16 protein-coding genes are annotated in these 16,581 nt (G+C 45.4%); 6 read left to right on the top strand and 10 right to left on the bottom strand.

Annotated features, from left to right (window positions below):
• Positions 1-77: 77 nt before the first annotated feature.
• Positions 78-857, top strand: a complete 780-nt coding sequence (locus tag T426_RS0107585) for a TrmH family RNA methyltransferase (RefSeq protein WP_025865181.1) — start codon at positions 78-80, stop codon at positions 855-857.
• Here T426_RS0107585 and T426_RS0107580 read toward each other — a convergent pair.
• From T426_RS0107580 to T426_RS0107565, 4 genes are all read right to left on the bottom strand, one after another.
• The gene (locus tag T426_RS0107580) at positions 826-2,400 is read right to left on the bottom strand and encodes an NAD(P)/FAD-dependent oxidoreductase (protein ID WP_025865180.1); all 1,575 of its coding nucleotides are present in this window, start codon (positions 2,398-2,400) and stop codon (positions 826-828) included. The genes T426_RS0107585 and T426_RS0107580 overlap by 32 nt on opposite strands.
• An 89-nt stretch (positions 2,401-2,489) precedes the next feature.
• Positions 2,490-3,308: a type IX secretion/gliding motility protein PorT/SprT gene (gene porT, locus T426_RS0107575; RefSeq protein ID WP_169737678.1), complete on the bottom strand. Its 819-nt coding sequence runs from the start codon at positions 3,306-3,308 to the stop codon at positions 2,490-2,492.
• Between the two features lie 109 nt (positions 3,309-3,417).
• The gene (ubiE, locus tag T426_RS0107570; protein WP_025865178.1) at positions 3,418-4,137 is read right to left on the bottom strand and encodes a bifunctional demethylmenaquinone methyltransferase/2-methoxy-6-polyprenyl-1,4-benzoquinol methylase UbiE; all 720 of its coding nucleotides are present in this window, start codon (positions 4,135-4,137) and stop codon (positions 3,418-3,420) included.
• An 11-nt stretch (positions 4,138-4,148) separates the two neighbouring features.
• Positions 4,149-5,192, bottom strand: a complete 1,044-nt coding sequence (locus T426_RS0107565) for an AIR synthase-related protein (protein ID WP_025865177.1) — start codon at positions 5,190-5,192, stop codon at positions 4,149-4,151.
• A gap of 113 nt (positions 5,193-5,305) precedes the next feature.
• Between T426_RS0107565 and T426_RS0107560 the strand changes: the two genes are divergently transcribed.
• The 4 genes from T426_RS0107560 (at position 5,306) to T426_RS0107545 (ending at position 8,435) form a co-directional block, all read left to right on the top strand.
• On the top strand, positions 5,306-6,067 hold the full coding sequence (locus T426_RS0107560) for an SDR family oxidoreductase (RefSeq protein ID WP_025865176.1): 762 nt from the start codon (positions 5,306-5,308) through the stop codon (positions 6,065-6,067).
• Between the two features lie 125 nt (positions 6,068-6,192).
• Entirely contained in the window at positions 6,193-6,567 is a 375-nt protein-coding gene (locus T426_RS0107555) for a DUF6165 family protein (protein ID WP_036984720.1), read from the top strand.
• Positions 6,568-6,630: 63 nt separating this feature from the next.
• Positions 6,631-7,686 carry a glycosyltransferase family 9 protein gene (locus T426_RS0107550; RefSeq protein ID WP_027585483.1) on the top strand — a complete coding sequence of 352 codons (1,056 nt, stop codon included), beginning with the start codon at positions 6,631-6,633 and terminating at the stop codon, positions 7,684-7,686.
• 38 nt (positions 7,687-7,724) lie between these two features.
• Positions 7,725-8,435: a glycosyltransferase gene (locus T426_RS0107545; RefSeq protein ID WP_025865173.1), complete on the top strand. Its 711-nt coding sequence runs from the start codon at positions 7,725-7,727 to the stop codon at positions 8,433-8,435.
• Here T426_RS0107545 and T426_RS23030 read toward each other — a convergent pair.
• Both T426_RS23030 and T426_RS0107535 read right to left on the bottom strand, forming a co-directional pair.
• On the bottom strand, positions 8,410-9,195 hold the full coding sequence (locus T426_RS23030) for a lipopolysaccharide kinase InaA family protein (RefSeq protein WP_025865172.1): 786 nt from the start codon (positions 9,193-9,195) through the stop codon (positions 8,410-8,412). The genes T426_RS0107545 and T426_RS23030 overlap by 26 nt on opposite strands.
• Positions 9,196-9,231: 36 nt before the next feature.
• Complete coding sequence (locus tag T426_RS0107535) at positions 9,232-9,984, bottom strand: NADPH-dependent oxidoreductase (protein WP_025865171.1); 753 nt, start codon at positions 9,982-9,984, stop codon at positions 9,232-9,234.
• Positions 9,985-10,539: 555 nt separating this feature from the next.
• Here T426_RS0107535 and gap point away from each other — a divergent pair.
• Positions 10,540-11,553 (top strand): type I glyceraldehyde-3-phosphate dehydrogenase, encoded by a 1,014-nt coding sequence (gene gap / locus T426_RS0107530; protein WP_025865170.1) that lies wholly within the window; start codon positions 10,540-10,542, stop codon positions 11,551-11,553.
• Between the two features lie 362 nt (positions 11,554-11,915).
• On the opposite strand, the gene T426_RS0107515 is transcribed toward gap, so the two are convergent.
• From T426_RS0107515 to T426_RS0107500, 4 genes are read right to left on the bottom strand one after another with little or no spacing between them, the layout of a single operon-like run.
• Positions 11,916-12,689, bottom strand: coding sequence for a LytR/AlgR family response regulator transcription factor (locus T426_RS0107515; RefSeq protein ID WP_025865169.1), 774 nt, complete (start codon positions 12,687-12,689; stop codon positions 11,916-11,918).
• Between the two features lie 5 nt (positions 12,690-12,694).
• On the bottom strand, positions 12,695-13,723 hold the full coding sequence (locus T426_RS0107510; RefSeq protein WP_025865168.1) for a sensor histidine kinase: 1,029 nt from the start codon (positions 13,721-13,723) through the stop codon (positions 12,695-12,697).
• Positions 13,724-13,765: 42 nt separating this feature from the next.
• Positions 13,766-14,401 carry a hypothetical protein gene (locus T426_RS0107505; protein WP_025865167.1) on the bottom strand — a complete coding sequence of 212 codons (636 nt, stop codon included), beginning with the start codon at positions 14,399-14,401 and terminating at the stop codon, positions 13,766-13,768.
• A gap of 19 nt (positions 14,402-14,420) precedes the next feature.
• Positions 14,421-16,550: a TonB-dependent receptor gene (locus T426_RS0107500; protein ID WP_025865166.1), complete on the bottom strand. Its 2,130-nt coding sequence runs from the start codon at positions 16,548-16,550 to the stop codon at positions 14,421-14,423.
• Positions 16,551-16,581 lie beyond the last annotated feature (31 nt).

The following is a 16,581-nucleotide window of genomic DNA, read 5'->3' as shown; positions in this document are numbered from 1 at the left end:
CTCACAAATATAGTGAACTCAATAATTTAAAATCGCTTATTTTTGCTGAAGTTAATTGTGAAACTCAGTATAGCGGTTTGCTCTCAAAAAACAAAATAAAACAACTCCGTTCGCTTCATCTGAAAAAATTCAGGCGCAGCGAAGGCCTTTTCGTCGCCGAAGGCCAAAAACTCGTTTTCGATCTGCTTGATTCAGAAATGAAAGTTCGGGAAGTCTTTTGCACGCCAGAATTAATTGCAACTGTCGAAGGAAAGGGTTTTAACCCGAAAAACATCCATACCTCGCAACCTGCGGATTTAAAGAAAATCTCTCAGCTAAAATCGTCTCCCGACATTGTTGCCACAGTTAGAATTCCAGAACATTCATTGTCATGGGAAGAAATTGCCGGCGATCTGTGCCTGGCGCTGGATGGAGTTCAGGATCCCGGCAACCTGGGAACCATTATTCGCCTGGCCGATTGGTTTGGCATCAAAAATATTCTTTGCTCAGAGGATACAGTCGATTTGTATAATCCCAAAACCATTCAGGCAACCATGGGTGCCATCGCTCGTATCAGACTACACTACGGTAACCTGCCGAACTATCTTCAATGGGCAAATGAAATGGAAATTCCGGTGTACGGAACATTTCTCGAGGGCGAAGCCATTTATTCTGCTTCACTCTCTCCAAACGGGATTATTGTAATGGGCAACGAAGGGAAAGGCATTTCTGACGATGTTGAACCTTTCATTCAGCACAAAATTCATATCCCTAATTTTCCGGCCGACCGGATGACGTCGGAATCACTGAACGTGGCCATGGCAACTTCTATCACCTGTTCCGAATTCAGACGCCGGATGATGCCGAACAAATCCTGACAACTGCTTCCGCACAACGTTCTCCGTCGATAGCCGAGGATACAATGCCTCCGGCATAGCCAGCGCCTTCACCGCAAGGGAAAAGTCGTGGCATCTGTATATGCTCTAACGATATCTTATCTCGGGGAATCCGCACCGGCGAAGATGTCCGCGATTCAACCCCCATGATAACAGCATTGTTTGTGAGAAATCCGTTGGCTTTCCGCCCGATTTGAATAAATCCTTTTTGTAGTTTTTCACGAATATGCTCTGGTAACCATTCGTGCATAGGCGACAGCTGAATTCCCGGCCGGTACGACGTTTCGGGTAAATCATACGATAACCGTCCCTTCACAAAATCATCCAACCGTTGGGCCGGTGCCAATTGCGAACGATTAGCCTGCCGGAAACACTTCTGCTCCAAATCGGATTGAAAATGCAGACCGGCCAACTGCTCAAACCGCTTATAATTCTTCGGAATATCTTCCAACCGAATTTCCACGACAATGCCCGAATTAGCAAAGACACCTCCTCGTCCCGAGGGCGACATACCATTTACCACCAACTCTCCGGGAGCAGTGGCTGCCGGTACAATCATTCCGCCGGGGCACATGCAAAAGGAATAAACACCACGTTGCTCTACCTGTTCCGCGAACGAATAAGTGGCTGCCGGCAACAACTCTCCTCTGGACCTTCCATGGTACTGGATCGAATCAATCAACTCCTGTGGATGTTCGACCCGAACGCCCATGGCAAAAGGTTTCCCTTCGAGCGTAAGATGTTTGTCGTGTAGCATCTGGTACACATCGCGGGCTGAATGACCCGTTGCCAGGATGACAGCTTTCCCTGAAAGGGTTTGCCCGCTCTTTAATTTTACGCCGGAAGCTTTGCCATTCTGACTGATGATATCGGTTACCCGCGAATGAAAATGAACCTCGCCGCCAGCTTCCAGGATCGTTTTCCGCATAGCCGTTACCACCCGGGGTAATACGTTCGTGCCGATGTGCGGATGCGCGTCAATCAGGATATCGTCCTGCGCTCCGTGAAAATGCAGAATTTCCAGAATACGATTGACATCTCCCCTCTTTTTCGAACGGGTGTAAAGCTTGCCGTCCGAAAATGTTCCTGCTCCACCTTCGCCAAAACCATAATTGGAATCCGGCTCGATCTGCTGATCACGATGAATGGTCGCAATATCTCGTTTGCGCTCGCTCACGCTTTTCCCCCGCTCGAGAATAACCGGCTTCATTCCCAGTTCGACGAGGCGAAGTGCAGCGAACAGACCTGCAGGCCCGGCACCGACAATAATCACCGGAGCGGCTTTCGACACATCAGGATAAATTTTTTCAGCTGGCTTCAACGGTTTGGGTTCTTCGTCGATAAAGGCCAGGATACCCAAATTAATCCGGATATCGCGCTTCCGGGCATCCACCGAACGTCGACGAATAATGATTCCGCGGACTCGATCTTCATCCAAACGCAGCTGGGATGCCACGATTCGTGACAACTGCTTTTCATCGGCAGCCTGTTTTGGACTGACGGAAATGTTTATCTCTTTTTGCAACTTATTTCTGTACTTAAGGTCATACGATTCCTGTACAAGGAACTTCCCGCTACAAAAATACAAACATTCAGGCCTTGCCTAACGAGGAATTATTCAAAATAAAAGACAAGTGAAAAAACATTGGAGGTAAGCCGTTCGATGGCGAAACCGTAATAAGGGATACGATTTTCATTGGCTCCAACACTGTGATCGATCAAATTATCGACTCCAAGAGAAACACGGAATTCGGTGGAAAGCCGGAAAAATTGCAGATAGGAGTCAAGGCCCATCGCAAAATCGACATAGGCTCCCATTTTTTGCATATGAAATACGCGCTCTGCTACCCTTTTGTTCTCCAAGTCGATGCGATAAGTACCGCCAAGGTAAATGTAGGGACGCAGGTTGCCGTATCGCTTTCCCTTCAGGCGAACGCCTATTGGAATATCAATGTAGGTGGAAGGAATATTCAGATAGGACTTCTCGTCCAGTCCGTTTGTTCCCAAACCACTTAAAATATCCTGATTGATGGTATCGTTATAAACCAACTGCCGGCTACCAAAACTCATTCCCGGCGTAATACGTAAATCGGCAAATTCCGCCAGACGGAAATTGGACACGATTCCCACGGAAAATCCGGGAGAAATTGGATCAACATCTGCGCGAATGGAACGCCCCCGGTAATACTGCTCCGTTTTATCCTTGATGGCGGCATTTGCAGGCATTTGCAGCACCGGGTTCTGGCTGATGGGATCGGGATAGAAACGGAAACCAAAGTCCATGGCATTTACGCCCAGAAAGAATCCAAAATGAATTGGACGATCATCAAAACTCGACAAACTCTCAACCCTGCCAAACTGGGCATAAGTTATGTTACCTACCAACATGAAGGCAAGCAGAAGAAGTAGATATCTGGACTTTTGGTAAATCATATATTTCCCGATAAGGTACATTTTTTCTATGATCAATAACACGATTTTTTAGCGTTTATTGTTCACTCCGCTAAAATGTATTCCCAATTTGCTTCAAGGAATACTCCTGTTATTTATCGCCCAGGTATATGGTCGCAATACCGAAAGTCAGCCGGTATTCGCGTGTATTCTTAAAGCCGGCATTGCGCATGATGGCCATAAAGTCAGAGCCATCGGGAAATGCCTGCACCGATTCCGGCAAGTAGCTATAGGCCGCTTTATCTTTCGAAAAAAATCGTCCCCAGAAAGGCAGAATCCGAAACGAATAAAAATGGTACAACTGTTTCATTGGAAAACTGCGCGGTTGCGAGAATTCCAGGACACAAGTGACACCACCGGGTTTCAGCACCCGATGCATTTCTTCCAGCCCTTTACTCAGATTCTCAAAATTCCGAACACCAAATGCAACCGTAATGGCTTCAAATTTTTCCGGTTCGAACGGAAGATTCTCAGAGTCACCTTCCAGCAATTCAACTTTTCCGTCGATGCCCAGGCGTTCCATCTTTTTCCGCCCTTCGGCCAGCATACCCGTGGAAATATCCACTCCCGTAATTTTATCAGGATCCAGCTTCAACGCTTCGATAGCAAAATCACCGGTTCCGGTTGCAATGTCCAGCATTTGCTTCGGCTGATATGCTTTCAGCAATTTGATGGCTTTCTTCCGCCATCCCCGGTCAATACCAAAGGAGAGGAAGTGATTCAAAAAATCATAACGAGCAGCTATACTATCGAACATAGCCGCTACCTGCACCTTTTTACTGGTGTCAGAATCTTTATAAGGAGTTACCACAAATTTCAGGTTTATTCCGTCTCTACATTTTCTGTCATCTTATCCACAAACCCGTAGGAAGTATCGTCGATGCGAATTTCTCCACGTGTCACATGCCCTAACGTGAAGAAGGGCAATTTATGCTCACGAAGGTAGTCAACTAAATCATCTTCTTTATCTTCTGCTACACAGGCAATCACGCGTCCCATCGATTCGCCGAACAGAAACGCGTCCTGACGGATTTCCGCATCAGTAGTAATATCGAAGCCTAAATCGTTCGGTAGTGAAGATCTGAGTAACGTGAAGAACAAACCACCAATTCCTACCGGGCTCAGCGATTCAACCAGGTTCTTTTCGGCCAGACCCTTTACCAGATCCATCAGTTGTTTCTCCAAATCGAGATCGAACTGCATCAAGGGCCACTCTTTTATTTCGTGGTAATGATCGAGATACTCTGACGCGTTGACATCGTCATACGATTTCCCGATAAGGAAAATATTGGTTCCTTTCTTCTTGAATTTCGGCGTAATTAACTGTGCCTCTTTTTTCATCTTCCCAACCATACTCACGATGAGTGTGGGCGGAATGTTAGCGCGTTCACGGGCATAATCGTGGAAAATTTTCCGGTGCGAAATCTGCAGACCAAATGCTTCGGCCGCTTTCTCCAAACCAATTCGGGCCTCCACAACCAACTGCTGATCCATCGGGTCGGACAATCCCACGTGGTTAAGCATAACGCTCATCGCCACTGGTTCTGCACCATAGCAAACCAAGCGTCTGACTGCTTTGGCTACCAAAATTTGGGAAGCAACTTCCGGCTCAACAATCATTCGCCGGTGATCGGCATAAATGGTCAGCGAGAACAACCGGTTTTCTCCGTCAATCTCAAAAATTCCTGCTTCGCTCGTATCATCCTTTCCCAATTGCGAAGGATCATCAACCATGGCTGAAAAATCGTTGAAGAAGTTGACCGGCGAAAGATGCGGTATGGCCACCATGGAATAAATGACGCTCTGCAAGCTGTCCGGTTCGGGAACCAGATCAATGCTAAATGGCTTTTTTTCTTTTTCGTACATGTGCTTTGAAGGTTTGGTTATCGCCAAAGATTCTTCCTCAAAATTAGCGAACCGATCATTTTATCCTAAAAAATCGTCGTTATTTTTTAATTTCGGCATTAAAACTGAACAATATGAGAAAGATTGCCATCGTAACCGGAGCCACTTCCGGAATTGGTGAAGCAACAGCCATGATACTGGCCCAAAATGGCTTTAACCTGATTATTACGGGCCGTAGAAGCGACAAACTGAAAGCAGTTGAAGAAGAATTGCTGAAGATTGACGACACCAAAGTACTCAGTCTTGTTTTCGATGTACGCAACAACGAAGAAGTGCAAAAAGCACTTTGCAACCTTCCGTCCGAATGGAGCAATATTGATTTGCTGGTGAACAATGCCGGCCTTGCAGTGGGAACCGAGCCGGCTCATGAAGCGGTGATCGACGATTGGGAACGGATGATTGACACCAATGTTAAAGGCCTGTTGTATGTCAGCCGCTGCCTGACTCCCGGAATGGTTGAGCGGAAAAAAGGACACATTATTAATATATCATCGATTGCCGGAAAGGAATCGTATCCCGGTGGTTCGGTTTACTGCGGAACCAAACATGCTGTATCAGCCATTTCAAAGGCCATGCGTATTGAGTTGGTGCAACACGGTGTAAAAGTGAGTACCATCGCTCCGGGAATGGTGGAAACCGAATTTTCGGTCGTTCGCTTCAAAGGCGATGAAAGCAAAGCTGAAAATGTTTACAAAGGACTCACTCCCTTGTATGCTGAGGATATCGCCGAAACGATTTTGTTTATGGCGACTCGTCCTGCTCACGTCAACCTCGACGATGTACTGATTATGCCGACTGATCAGGCCAGTGCACGTGATGCCCGACGCGACCAGTAGGTGTTAGAAATTTGTCATTCAGAAGAATGTGGCCAGTGAAAGCAAAATCCCGGCAAAAACATTTTTCGAGGTAAAAAAGATTAAATCCCGTACATTTGTCGGGTAAAACATTCAACATTGAAATAATGAAAATAGAGGTTTCCAACGGAGAGATTACAGATAAACTGACCATCATCGAAATTAAATTGGAACGAATTTCGGATGAAGCAAAACTGGTGAACCTGAGAAAGGAATACGACGTGCTGAATGAGGCCGTTTCTCAAATCATCGACAAAAACGATCCACTGTACAAGGAATTGTATGATATCAATTGCCAACTTTGGGATATTGAGGATCGAATCCGTGATTTGGAACGAAACAAAGATTTCGGACAGGATTTCATCGAAACAGCCCGTGCCGTTTATTTTACCAATGACAAACGTTCGGACGTGAAACGGCGCATCAACGAAAAAACAGGTTCAAACCTGGTTGAAGAAAAAAGTTACGAAGACTATCAATAGTCTTTTTCCAGAAAATAACTCCCCGGCTTCATTCGTGGTGCCGGGGATTAAATTTACCTGCCGGTGCAACGCATTTTAGTTTTCCGACTCTCTGCCATGGGCGATGTTGCCCTCACTGTTCCCGTTATTCGTGGAATGCTCGAAGAAAATCCAAATATCTCCATCACATTTGTTACCCGACCATTCTTTGCTCCATTCTTTGAGGGAATTCCCAGGCTGCAACTCTATTTTCCCGATCTGAAAGGACGGCATAAAGGTTTTGGCGGTTTGTTCCGGCTTTTCCTCGACTTACGAAAAGAAGGCCGTTTCCAAACGGTTATCGACCTGCACAATGTTCTCCGGACGAAATTGGTCAGAAGGTATTTCCGGGCGACCGGTACGCCCGTTTATTATATAGACAAAGGCCGGAAGGAAAAGAATGACCTTCTGAAGACGAAACAAATCAATCAATTAAAGCATTCATCTGAACGGTATTGTGATGTTTTCAGGGAAGCCGGATTTGACGTTCAAATGGCGCAACTGCCCGCTATTTCGCCTTCTGCGCAAGCAAAGGAAACAGTTCAGAAATACCTAAAAAAACAGAAGCTTCCGGATAAAACACTGAAGATTGGATTTGCACCGTTTGCCACCCATGAAACAAAAATCTGGGGACTGGAGAATGCACGACAGCTAATACACCTGATTGCCGAGAAATATCCGGCTCAATTTTATCTGTTTGGCGGAGGGAAAGAGGAAACCGAAAAACTGAAAGAACTGGCGACTGGGAACAGCCACATCACCCTCGTGGCCGGAAAAATGAAACTTTCGGAGGAAATTGCACTGATTGCCAGGATGGATATGATGCTGTCGATGGATTCATCGAATATGCACATTGCAGCGTTGGCCGGAACCAAAACAGTCTCCATATGGGGAGCAACGCATCCGGCATTTGGATTTTATGCGCTGGGGCAACCGACTGAATATAGCCTGCAAACACCAGTTGAAGAATTGGACTGCCGACCCTGTTCGGTTTTCGGAAATAAACCCTGCATTCACGAGACCATCAAATGTATGGAAATGCTAACTCCGAACATTGTTTTGCGTAGAATGGAACAACTCAATCTTTTGAAACCTCACTAACCTCACGACCATTTTATTTCTATCAACACAACCTCGAGATGAATAAGCTGATTGTTATTACTCCTATCAAGGATTCGCTGGAAACACTCCGGAATACCATCAAAGCGTTACGCTCCGGGGCAAATCCCACACCTTATTACATATTCGATGATTTCAGCAACGATGAAACCATTAGCTGGCTGAAAAAGCATCAGGAAAAATATCAATTCGAAATCATTCACCTAAGCGACCATACCAGCGAGCCGTCACCCAATTACCGCTTAACCCTGAACATGGCGAGAAAGATGGCGCTGGAGCAAAATGCTCATTTGGCTATTATCGAATCGGATGTGATTGCGGAGCCGCAAACGCTGGAAGCTTTACTCGAATTAACAGAAGAACTTCCGGATGCGGGCCTCGTTGGCTCGGTAACAACCGATAGTAACGGCAAGATAAATTTTCCGTACAGCTACGTGAAGAAGGGTATGCCTGATGTGTATCAGACCCCCCGGAGCATGAGTTTTTGCTGTACTGTTCTTTCCTATGATTTAATGAAAGCATTCGATTTTGCGGAACTGGACAGCAGTCGTGACTGGTATGATGTGTATATTACCAAAAGAGCCCGTCAACTCGGTTTCAATAACTACATCAGCCTAAAAAACCCGGTTATCCACAGGCCCCACGGAAGCCGTCCATGGAAAATGCTGAAATATAAAAATCCGGTATTATACTACCTGAAGAAGTTTACTCAGAAGCGCGACCGAATCTGATTACTTTCCGGAAGGCTTTTTTCCATTTGATTTTCCGGTGACGATAATTTTTGTTCTGCTGATCGTAGGTCAATAACTTCTGCATCGCTAAACCCGGATCTTTTTCATTCAACAAGGCATATTCGGTCGCCAGCAACTCCAGCGTTTCCCTGTCGGTATCCAGCTGACGGAAATTGCGCAATCCTTTTTCAAAATCGATATCTCCAAACTTCATCCGGTTCAGATCAATCAAACTGAATTGATACTCATCTCCATCATGGCGAATAAGTGTATTCCCCGGCGAATAATCGAGATGGAAGATACCATTCTTGTGAAGCTTCTGATAGGTAAAAGCCACCCACTGCCGCAAAATCCGGTCGCGTTCGCTCACCTCATAATTCAATACTTCCCGTAAGGTAAAATCGTATTTGAAATGAAACGATACGTAATAACTGTCCTTGAGTACACCACCGCCAATGTATTCAGCATAAGCAACAGGTTGCGGTGTAGGAACATCCAGTTTCAGCAGTTGCTGCGCATAAGCAAACGAACGGGCTGCTTTGGATCCTCTGAAGTAAACGTAAACAAACCGATTCAGCAGGTTGGGCAGTTTGAATGACTTGACATTGTATATCTTATCACCAAACTCAAATATTTTCACCTCATTCCGCGACTTGAAGATGGTTTGCCCCGTTTGAGCAAATTCTTCCTTCAACCTGGCAACCCAATTTTCAAGTTCCTGAAATTCCGGAGCTATCTGGTAGTTAATTTTCTCTTTCATGATGTTGGCGGAAGCTCAGACTTACTTCGCAACTTTTTATTGGTTCATAAATCCCTGCTCGCGGAGTACCTCCAGCAGCATATTAGAGAACGTCACATTATCGGTTTTCTTATATCGAACATCTGTAAATACTTGCGCAAGATTCTCCTTATTGTTTTCGGCAACAAAGCCTTTTGAATCTTCCCGGGCCTCCTTCTCTGCATACATGCGGTCGATATCCTCGTCAGAATAGTCGTGATATGTTTCACTATGAATAAGGCTTTCCAGCGGAAGACGGTCAACTTGTTCCGGATTTTCGTCCGGCCAGCCCAGCGTAACAGTGGTGATAGGCACAACACCTTTCGGAAGCTCCAGCACATCGATGATATTTTTGGCCAGGTAGGTAGTCGTTCCCAGGTAACAAATGCCCATTCCCTCACTTTCAGCAGCAACGCAAACATTTTGGGCTACCAGCAATGCATCGATGGCTGCTGTAACAAACGACAGAAAATTGTCGTAACCCGGTTCAGCGTTTCGCAAGTTGCACCATTTGTTAAACCGGTTGAAGTCGGCACAAAAGGTTAACACCACCGGTGCCTCTTTAATCATGGGTTGATTGAAGTGACACGGTGCCAGTTTATCCTTCATTTTTTGGTCCTTCGACACAATAATACTGTAAACCTGCATGTTTCCAGTAGTAGAGGCCCTTGTTCCGGCTTCCAGAATCTTATTCAGCAGCGGTTCAGCTACCGGTTCTGATGTATATTTTCGAATGGTCCGATGATTCAACAGTGTATCTATGAGTGCCATAACGTCAAAAGATAATGATTTTGAGATGCAAAGATAGGAAAAACGAAAGGGCAAAAATAATGACTGATTAAAGGTATCGCCCGAAAATAACATTAAATTGCCGTAATGCTGACTTTCCCCCCGACCAACACCATTTCAGTAAGGATATGGGGAGGCTTAATCAACTATCGCCCCTGCGCGGACGATTCCGAGAATAACATCTGTTAAACCACTAAATATGAAGAAAAAAGGACTCTTAATTATCACGCTTCTCCTGACTGCATTTCTGTTCACTCAGTGTAGAAGTTGCGGTTGTACCGGGTACGTTGACAAATCGAACAAACGAGTGGCCAAAAAAGACCATCATATGTGGTATAAAAAATAGTTAAAAAAGGTCAGAAAAACGGACCTCTACATCCTCATTTTCAGACACAAACATCCCGAACCGCGTAATATCAGAATTAACAAAAAGGTAAACAACAAAAATTTGATGTTTTTGAATATATATTGTTTCTTTGTGGGACTATTGAATTTAGAGGTTCTAATTCATCCTATAAAACTTTAAAAGAATCAATTATGTCTAAAGTTAAGATTGGTATTAACGGTTTCGGTCGTATCGGACGTTTGGTTTTCCGTGCTGCCGCAAAAAGTAATGATGTTGAAGTTGTCGGTATCAACGACCTGATTGACGTTGATTACATGGCATACATGCTCAAATATGATTCTACTCACGGTCGTTTTGATGGTACTGTAGAAGTAAAAGACGGTAAACTGATTGTTAACGGTAATGCAATCCGTGTTACTTCCGAGAGAAACCCTGCAGATCTGAAATGGGATGAAATTGGTGCAGAATATGTTGTTGAGTCAACTGGTCTGTTCCTGACCAAAGAAAAAGCTCAGGGCCACATCGATGCAGGTGCCAAGAAAGTAGTTATGTCAGCTCCTTCTAAAGACGATACTCCTATGTTCGTTATGGGTGTTAACCACAAAAAATACACCTCTGACATGACTTTCGTTTCTAACGCTTCTTGTACAACCAACTGTTTGGCTCCTGTAACCAAAGTATTGAACGACAAATTCGGCGTTGTCGAAGGTTTGATGACTACCGTTCACGCAACTACTGCTACTCAGAAAACTGTTGACGGTCCTTCATTGAAAGACTGGCGTGGTGGCCGTGGTGCTGGTCAGAACATTATTCCTTCTTCTACCGGTGCTGCTAAAGCTGTAGGTAAAGTAATTCCTGAGCTGAACGGTAAACTGACTGGTATGTCACTGCGTGTTCCTACTCCTGACGTATCTGTAGTTGACCTGACTTGCCGTCTGGAAAAAGCTGCTTCTTACGAAGCCATTTGCGCTGCCATGAAAGAAGCTTCTGAAGGCGAACTGAAAGGTATTCTGGGTTACACCGAGGATGCAGTTGTTTCAACTGACTTCGTTGGCGAAACCTGTACCTCAGTATTCGACGCTGGTGCTGGTATCGGCCTCAACGACAACTTTGTAAAAGTTGTTAGCTGGTACGATAACGAAATGGGTTATTCAACCAAAGTTGTTGAACTCATCAACCACATGGCAACAGTTGATCACAAGTAATCAATCAACGGTCATTGACCAAATCACAATATTAAAACCCGGGTTTTCGCCCGGGTTTTTTATTGCCTTTTCTAAGTTTCGCTTTCGCGGAAAACACCCCGTTTGCGAAGTCCCCATCCTCCTCAAAAAATCCCTTTTTATCCGTCTTTCAATCCGATGCGCATCCAATTTTTTCTGTGCGCATAAAAAAAAATTCCCTGCGCATTGCTTTGGTAACGGATGCGCATCCGATCAAATTTTCCTGCGCAGGAAATGGAAAAGCAATGCGCACCCGATTGAAAACAATCGCTCTGAAGCCATTTTTCCTTTCCGGGAAACCGGAATCAACCAGTTTTGGCCAATGAAATTGCGAAGGACCAGGTTTAGGTATTTCCTCCTTCCAGCCATTGCTTAAACATGCCAACTCTTTCGCGACTGACCAGCACCGGTTCATCCGGTTCATTCACCAACTTCAGCCGAAGCCGGTTCCCCGAATAAATCAGCACATCCCTGATGGCATCCAGGCGGACCAGCGCTCCCCGGTTAACACGAAAGAACAGTTCCGGATCGAGGTCTTGTTCCAGTTGGTCGAGCGTAAAGTCCAGATCGTAATTTTTCCCGGCAACCGTTAACACGAAGGTGGCCCGTTGCTGCGAATAAAAATAGACCACATCGGTAACATCAAGCGGCCGAAGATGCTCCCCTACCCGAATCAAAAACCGGTTCCGGTAATTCTTCGTTATCATCCGGTAAATCTTATCAATCGCTTCAACCGATACCTTTCCCTGTTTGTCCGGTTGTTTGAACAGTCGCTCGTATTTTTTCAACGATGAATGAAGCTCTTCTTTGTCGATGGGCTTCAACAGGTAATCGACACTGTTTACTTTGAACGCCTTCAACGCATACTCATCAAAAGCCGTGGTAAAAATCACCGGGAAGGATACATCGGCTTGTTCGAAGATTTCGAAACTCAGCCCGTCGGCCAGCTGAATATCAAAAAAAGCCAGTTCAGGGATATCGTTCTTTTTCAACCAGCCAACTGTTTGCCGGATACTGTCGAATGGTCCCGCCACATCGACTTCCGGAAGGTATTCCCGAATCATTGCCTCCAGCTTTTCGGCTGCAAGCGGCTCATCTTCGACAATCAGTATCTTCATAACAATTATTCTTCTTCATTCATGAACAACGGAATACGGGCAACATAGAATTCGCCTTCTACCCCAAATTCCGGAGTTTGTTCGCCCATCAACCGATAGCGTTCCTGCAAATTATGCTGTCCCATTTTTGCTGAAGCCGGCAACGTTGTTTTCAGCTGCAGATTATTTTTCACGACAACAAAATCGTCTTCCCGTTTTACTTCAATATGCAACGGTTTTTCGTTGGAAATTTCATTGTGTTTGATGGCATTCTCCAGCATCAACTGAAGCCCCATGCGCAGTATTTTCACCGACTCACTTCCGCTTAGCTGAAAGTCGATTTTCAGTTTATCGCCAAACCGAAACTGCTCCAGCACGAGGTACGATTGACAGAATTCCACTTCTTTCGCCAGGGTGACCACATCATTCTGATCCAACACATACCGGTACACTTTCGACAAGTCACCAATGAAACGACTCGCTTTTCCGGCATCGACATAAACCAGCGAATCGAGCGTATTCAGGCAATTGAAAAGAAAATGCGGATTGACCTGGTTCTGCAATGCGGTCAGTTTCGATTCAATAGTAGCCTTTTCCATCTCGGCATGCTTCTGCAACAAGTTTCGCCAGTTTTTGAAAAAGGTGGAGGTGTAAATAATTCCCGCAATGCCGAGCGAAATGAAAAATTCAATCAGAATCGTGAACTTATAATACTTCAGGAATTCATTCAACGGAATATGATTCGCAGTTGTCGCCCAAATGACATTGAACAGCAGAATAAATACCAGCGAATAAACAATAATTCCAATCCACATTAAAACATAAGTGCGCGAGCGATTGGCATGCCAGGGATACCAATGCTGAACCAGCGAAGTAACCAGTTCGTTCCCTTTCCACAATCCCATCCCGATAATGACATTATATACCATTATGCTCCAAAAGGAGTTCATGACATTTGCAAAGTCGCTTAACGAGAAGGTTATCGTAAAACCAACAGCCGTTACAATCACCAAATCGCGCAGATGTGTTTTCCAGCTTTTCTTTGATTCTTTCATTAGTCTAAAATTAGGGAAAACTGCCGAAACATAATATTTGATTTACTTTTTACACTCCTGCAGAAAATGTTGGTTCATTTCTTTTCCCCATGCCGGTGCAAACGGCGACGAGATTTTCTGTTCGGCAAACAACTTCTCCGCTTTCTCGAATAATGGTAACGCATTCTCTTTCCCGCCTCCGTAAAATGAGGGAGTGTAAAATACATTCATGGCCATCAGGGAGGTGGCCCTAGGATTATTTGCATCCCATGCCATTGCCTGCTTTAACGCACCGGCTGCTTTTTGCGAGAATTCCTGCCCACGGGAGCCGTCGACGCCAATGCGCGCCTGGTACAAATAGCCCTGCAATGTCATGGCTTCGCTGTTCTCCGGCGAACGCTTCAGGCAAGTATCGATAAACTTCTGCGCCTGGTCGAGCATCTGATCACGCTTTTCCTTTTCTTTTCCGGTATAACTTCCATTGATGAGCGACAAAGCGCCATAGTAAGCCGGTATCCATTTGGCTGTTTCCACCTGACTGATACGGTCGAAAATTTGCGATGCGGCAACAAAATCGGTTGTCGATTTAGCTGCACCCATTTTAGCAAGCGCATTTTGCATAGCGCCAGCATAATTCTGTGCCCAAAGATTCGTGGTTCCCAAAACCATAACGATGATAATCAAAGCTACTTTTTTCATGATGCTATTTTTTTAGTTGTTATTTAATTTGAATGAAGACGCCAAGGATAATGCTGCGCAGCGTTTCGGCCTGTACGGGAATCCGCTCATATACGCCTGAACTGTTCGGTGTTTCTGTATATCGGTAGGTGTAGGGTTTGTCGCGTCCCAGCACATTTCCAACAGAGCAGTAGAAAATGGTGTAGTTACCAAAGAGGTACGCCAGATGTGCGGCATTCAGACTGAGACTGGAATAAGCCGGAGCTTTTTTATCCATAAATACCGGCGTGTTCGGGTCATCATAAGGCCTTCCGCTGGCAGCGCTAAAGCTGAATCCAAACTGGGTATTCCAGCCGGCGATCCAATACTTGCCAACAACCGACAACGTGTTTTTCGATACAAAGCCCGGAGTTGCCTTTGTCGGGAAATCACGATAATCACGCTTGGTATCGAGGTACGAATAAGCAATCCAGTAATCGAGCAGTGGAATGCTTTTTCGGTCACGGAAGAAAAGGTCGACTCCTTTTGAATAACCGGTTCCTGATGACGTGTAGTAAGATGGAGCATATTCGGTGGAGGCCTGGTTGAATTTCACCAGGTTCTGGTAATCCTTGTAATAGGTCTCAATCCGGAAATCCCGTTTATCGTAAGAATACTGGTAATTTAAAATGAAATGTTTAGCCTCTTCAGTATTTAGCCTATGATTGAAAGCCAGGTACTCATCGGGGGCATTTTGGTAAAAGGTTCCGTAAGCCAGTGAAAGCTGACTGTGTTCACCGGTTTTTCGGGCCAACGAAAGTCTTGGAGCTACTTTTACCTTTTCCAGGAGACCGAAATATTCGGGTCGTACTCCCAACCGAACGGCCCAGTTGTTACCCAACTGAAACTCTCCTTCGGCATAAGTGGCGAGTGTTCGTTGTGTGAAGCCGGCTTTCTGCCCGGCCACTGCCTCGTTGGAGCGCTCGTTGTCGTGCCAGTTGGCATCCAACCCCATATTGATTTTCACCTTTTCCGAGGGCAGGTATTTCAAACCAGCACGACCTTGGGAATAATGGTCCAGAATATGGTAGTTCCCCTCTTCCATTTTGATGTGGTCGTCGTAATAGTCACCGGAAATACCACCATAAACCAACCAGGTATCCGACAACATATTCCGGTAGGTACTATTCACATAATGATTGGTCGAGTTCACGGCTACGTTCTCCAGATTTGTAGCTGAAGTAGCATAGGGAGCAATGAGCTGATGATGGTTGAATGAGTACAGAGTCTTCCACATTCCCCGCTTGCCCGATTTAACCTGGGCGTGCACCAAACCATTCATCTGGATTGGATCTTCCGCGAAAGCGTTACGGGGCGGATTAATTTTATTATTAAGTCCAAGATTATAATATTCACCAGAAGCACTGATGGATGCCTTATCAAACCGTTTGGTATAGCCTCCCTGAAAACCGACATTCAGTAAGCCAATGGAGGTAAAAGATTCTTTGGGCAGATCGATGGTGCGCAGAATAAGTGCCGACGAAAGAGCCTGTCCGTATTCGGCCGAATAGCCACCCGTGCTGAACAGGGTCCCTTTAAACAGTTCCGGCGAAAACCGGCCACGCGAAGGCAAATCGGGCGTGGAGCTACTGTACGGTTGCTGCATCTCCATACCATCGATGAAGGTTTTGGTTTCGTAAGCCTCACCTCCCCGAACGAATAGCCGTCCGTCTTCGGGAACCTGTTGCGTTCCCGGTAAGGTTCGCAAGGCCCCGTAAACATCTCCTTCCGAGGTTGGCGTTGTCAGAATATCGATGGCTTTCAGGCTAACCGTTTGTTCATCGTCGGCTGTACCAAACGTACCGGCGGTAATTACGACCTCATCGACCTTGTTGTGTTCTGGTTGCAGTTTAATCACCATAATTGTATCGGCTTTCGCCGGAATAGCAACGGTGTAAGGGATGTAACCCAGGAAGGTAACTTTCAACCGTTGCGCTCCTTCGAGCTGAGAAGTCAATTGAAAAACACCGTCACTGTCCGAAGTGGTGCCTTCGTACGTATTCTCGAAATAAATATTGGCACCGGGCAGCGGATGATGATCGGTATCCTCAATTTTTCCATGAATGGAAATCTGGCTGAAAGCCGGAATCGCAAAAATGATTAACAGGAATATAAGCTGAATCTTTTTCATCACATTTTCAGGTATTGTGTACCTCAAAATT

It is taken from the genome of Prolixibacter bellariivorans ATCC BAA-1284 (assembly GCF_000621705.1).
GTDB lineage: Bacteria > Bacteroidota > Bacteroidia > Bacteroidales > Prolixibacteraceae > Prolixibacter > Prolixibacter bellariivorans.
The sequence above is the reverse complement of the archived record's forward strand: the minus strand, read 5'-3'. Positions and strand labels throughout refer to the sequence as shown.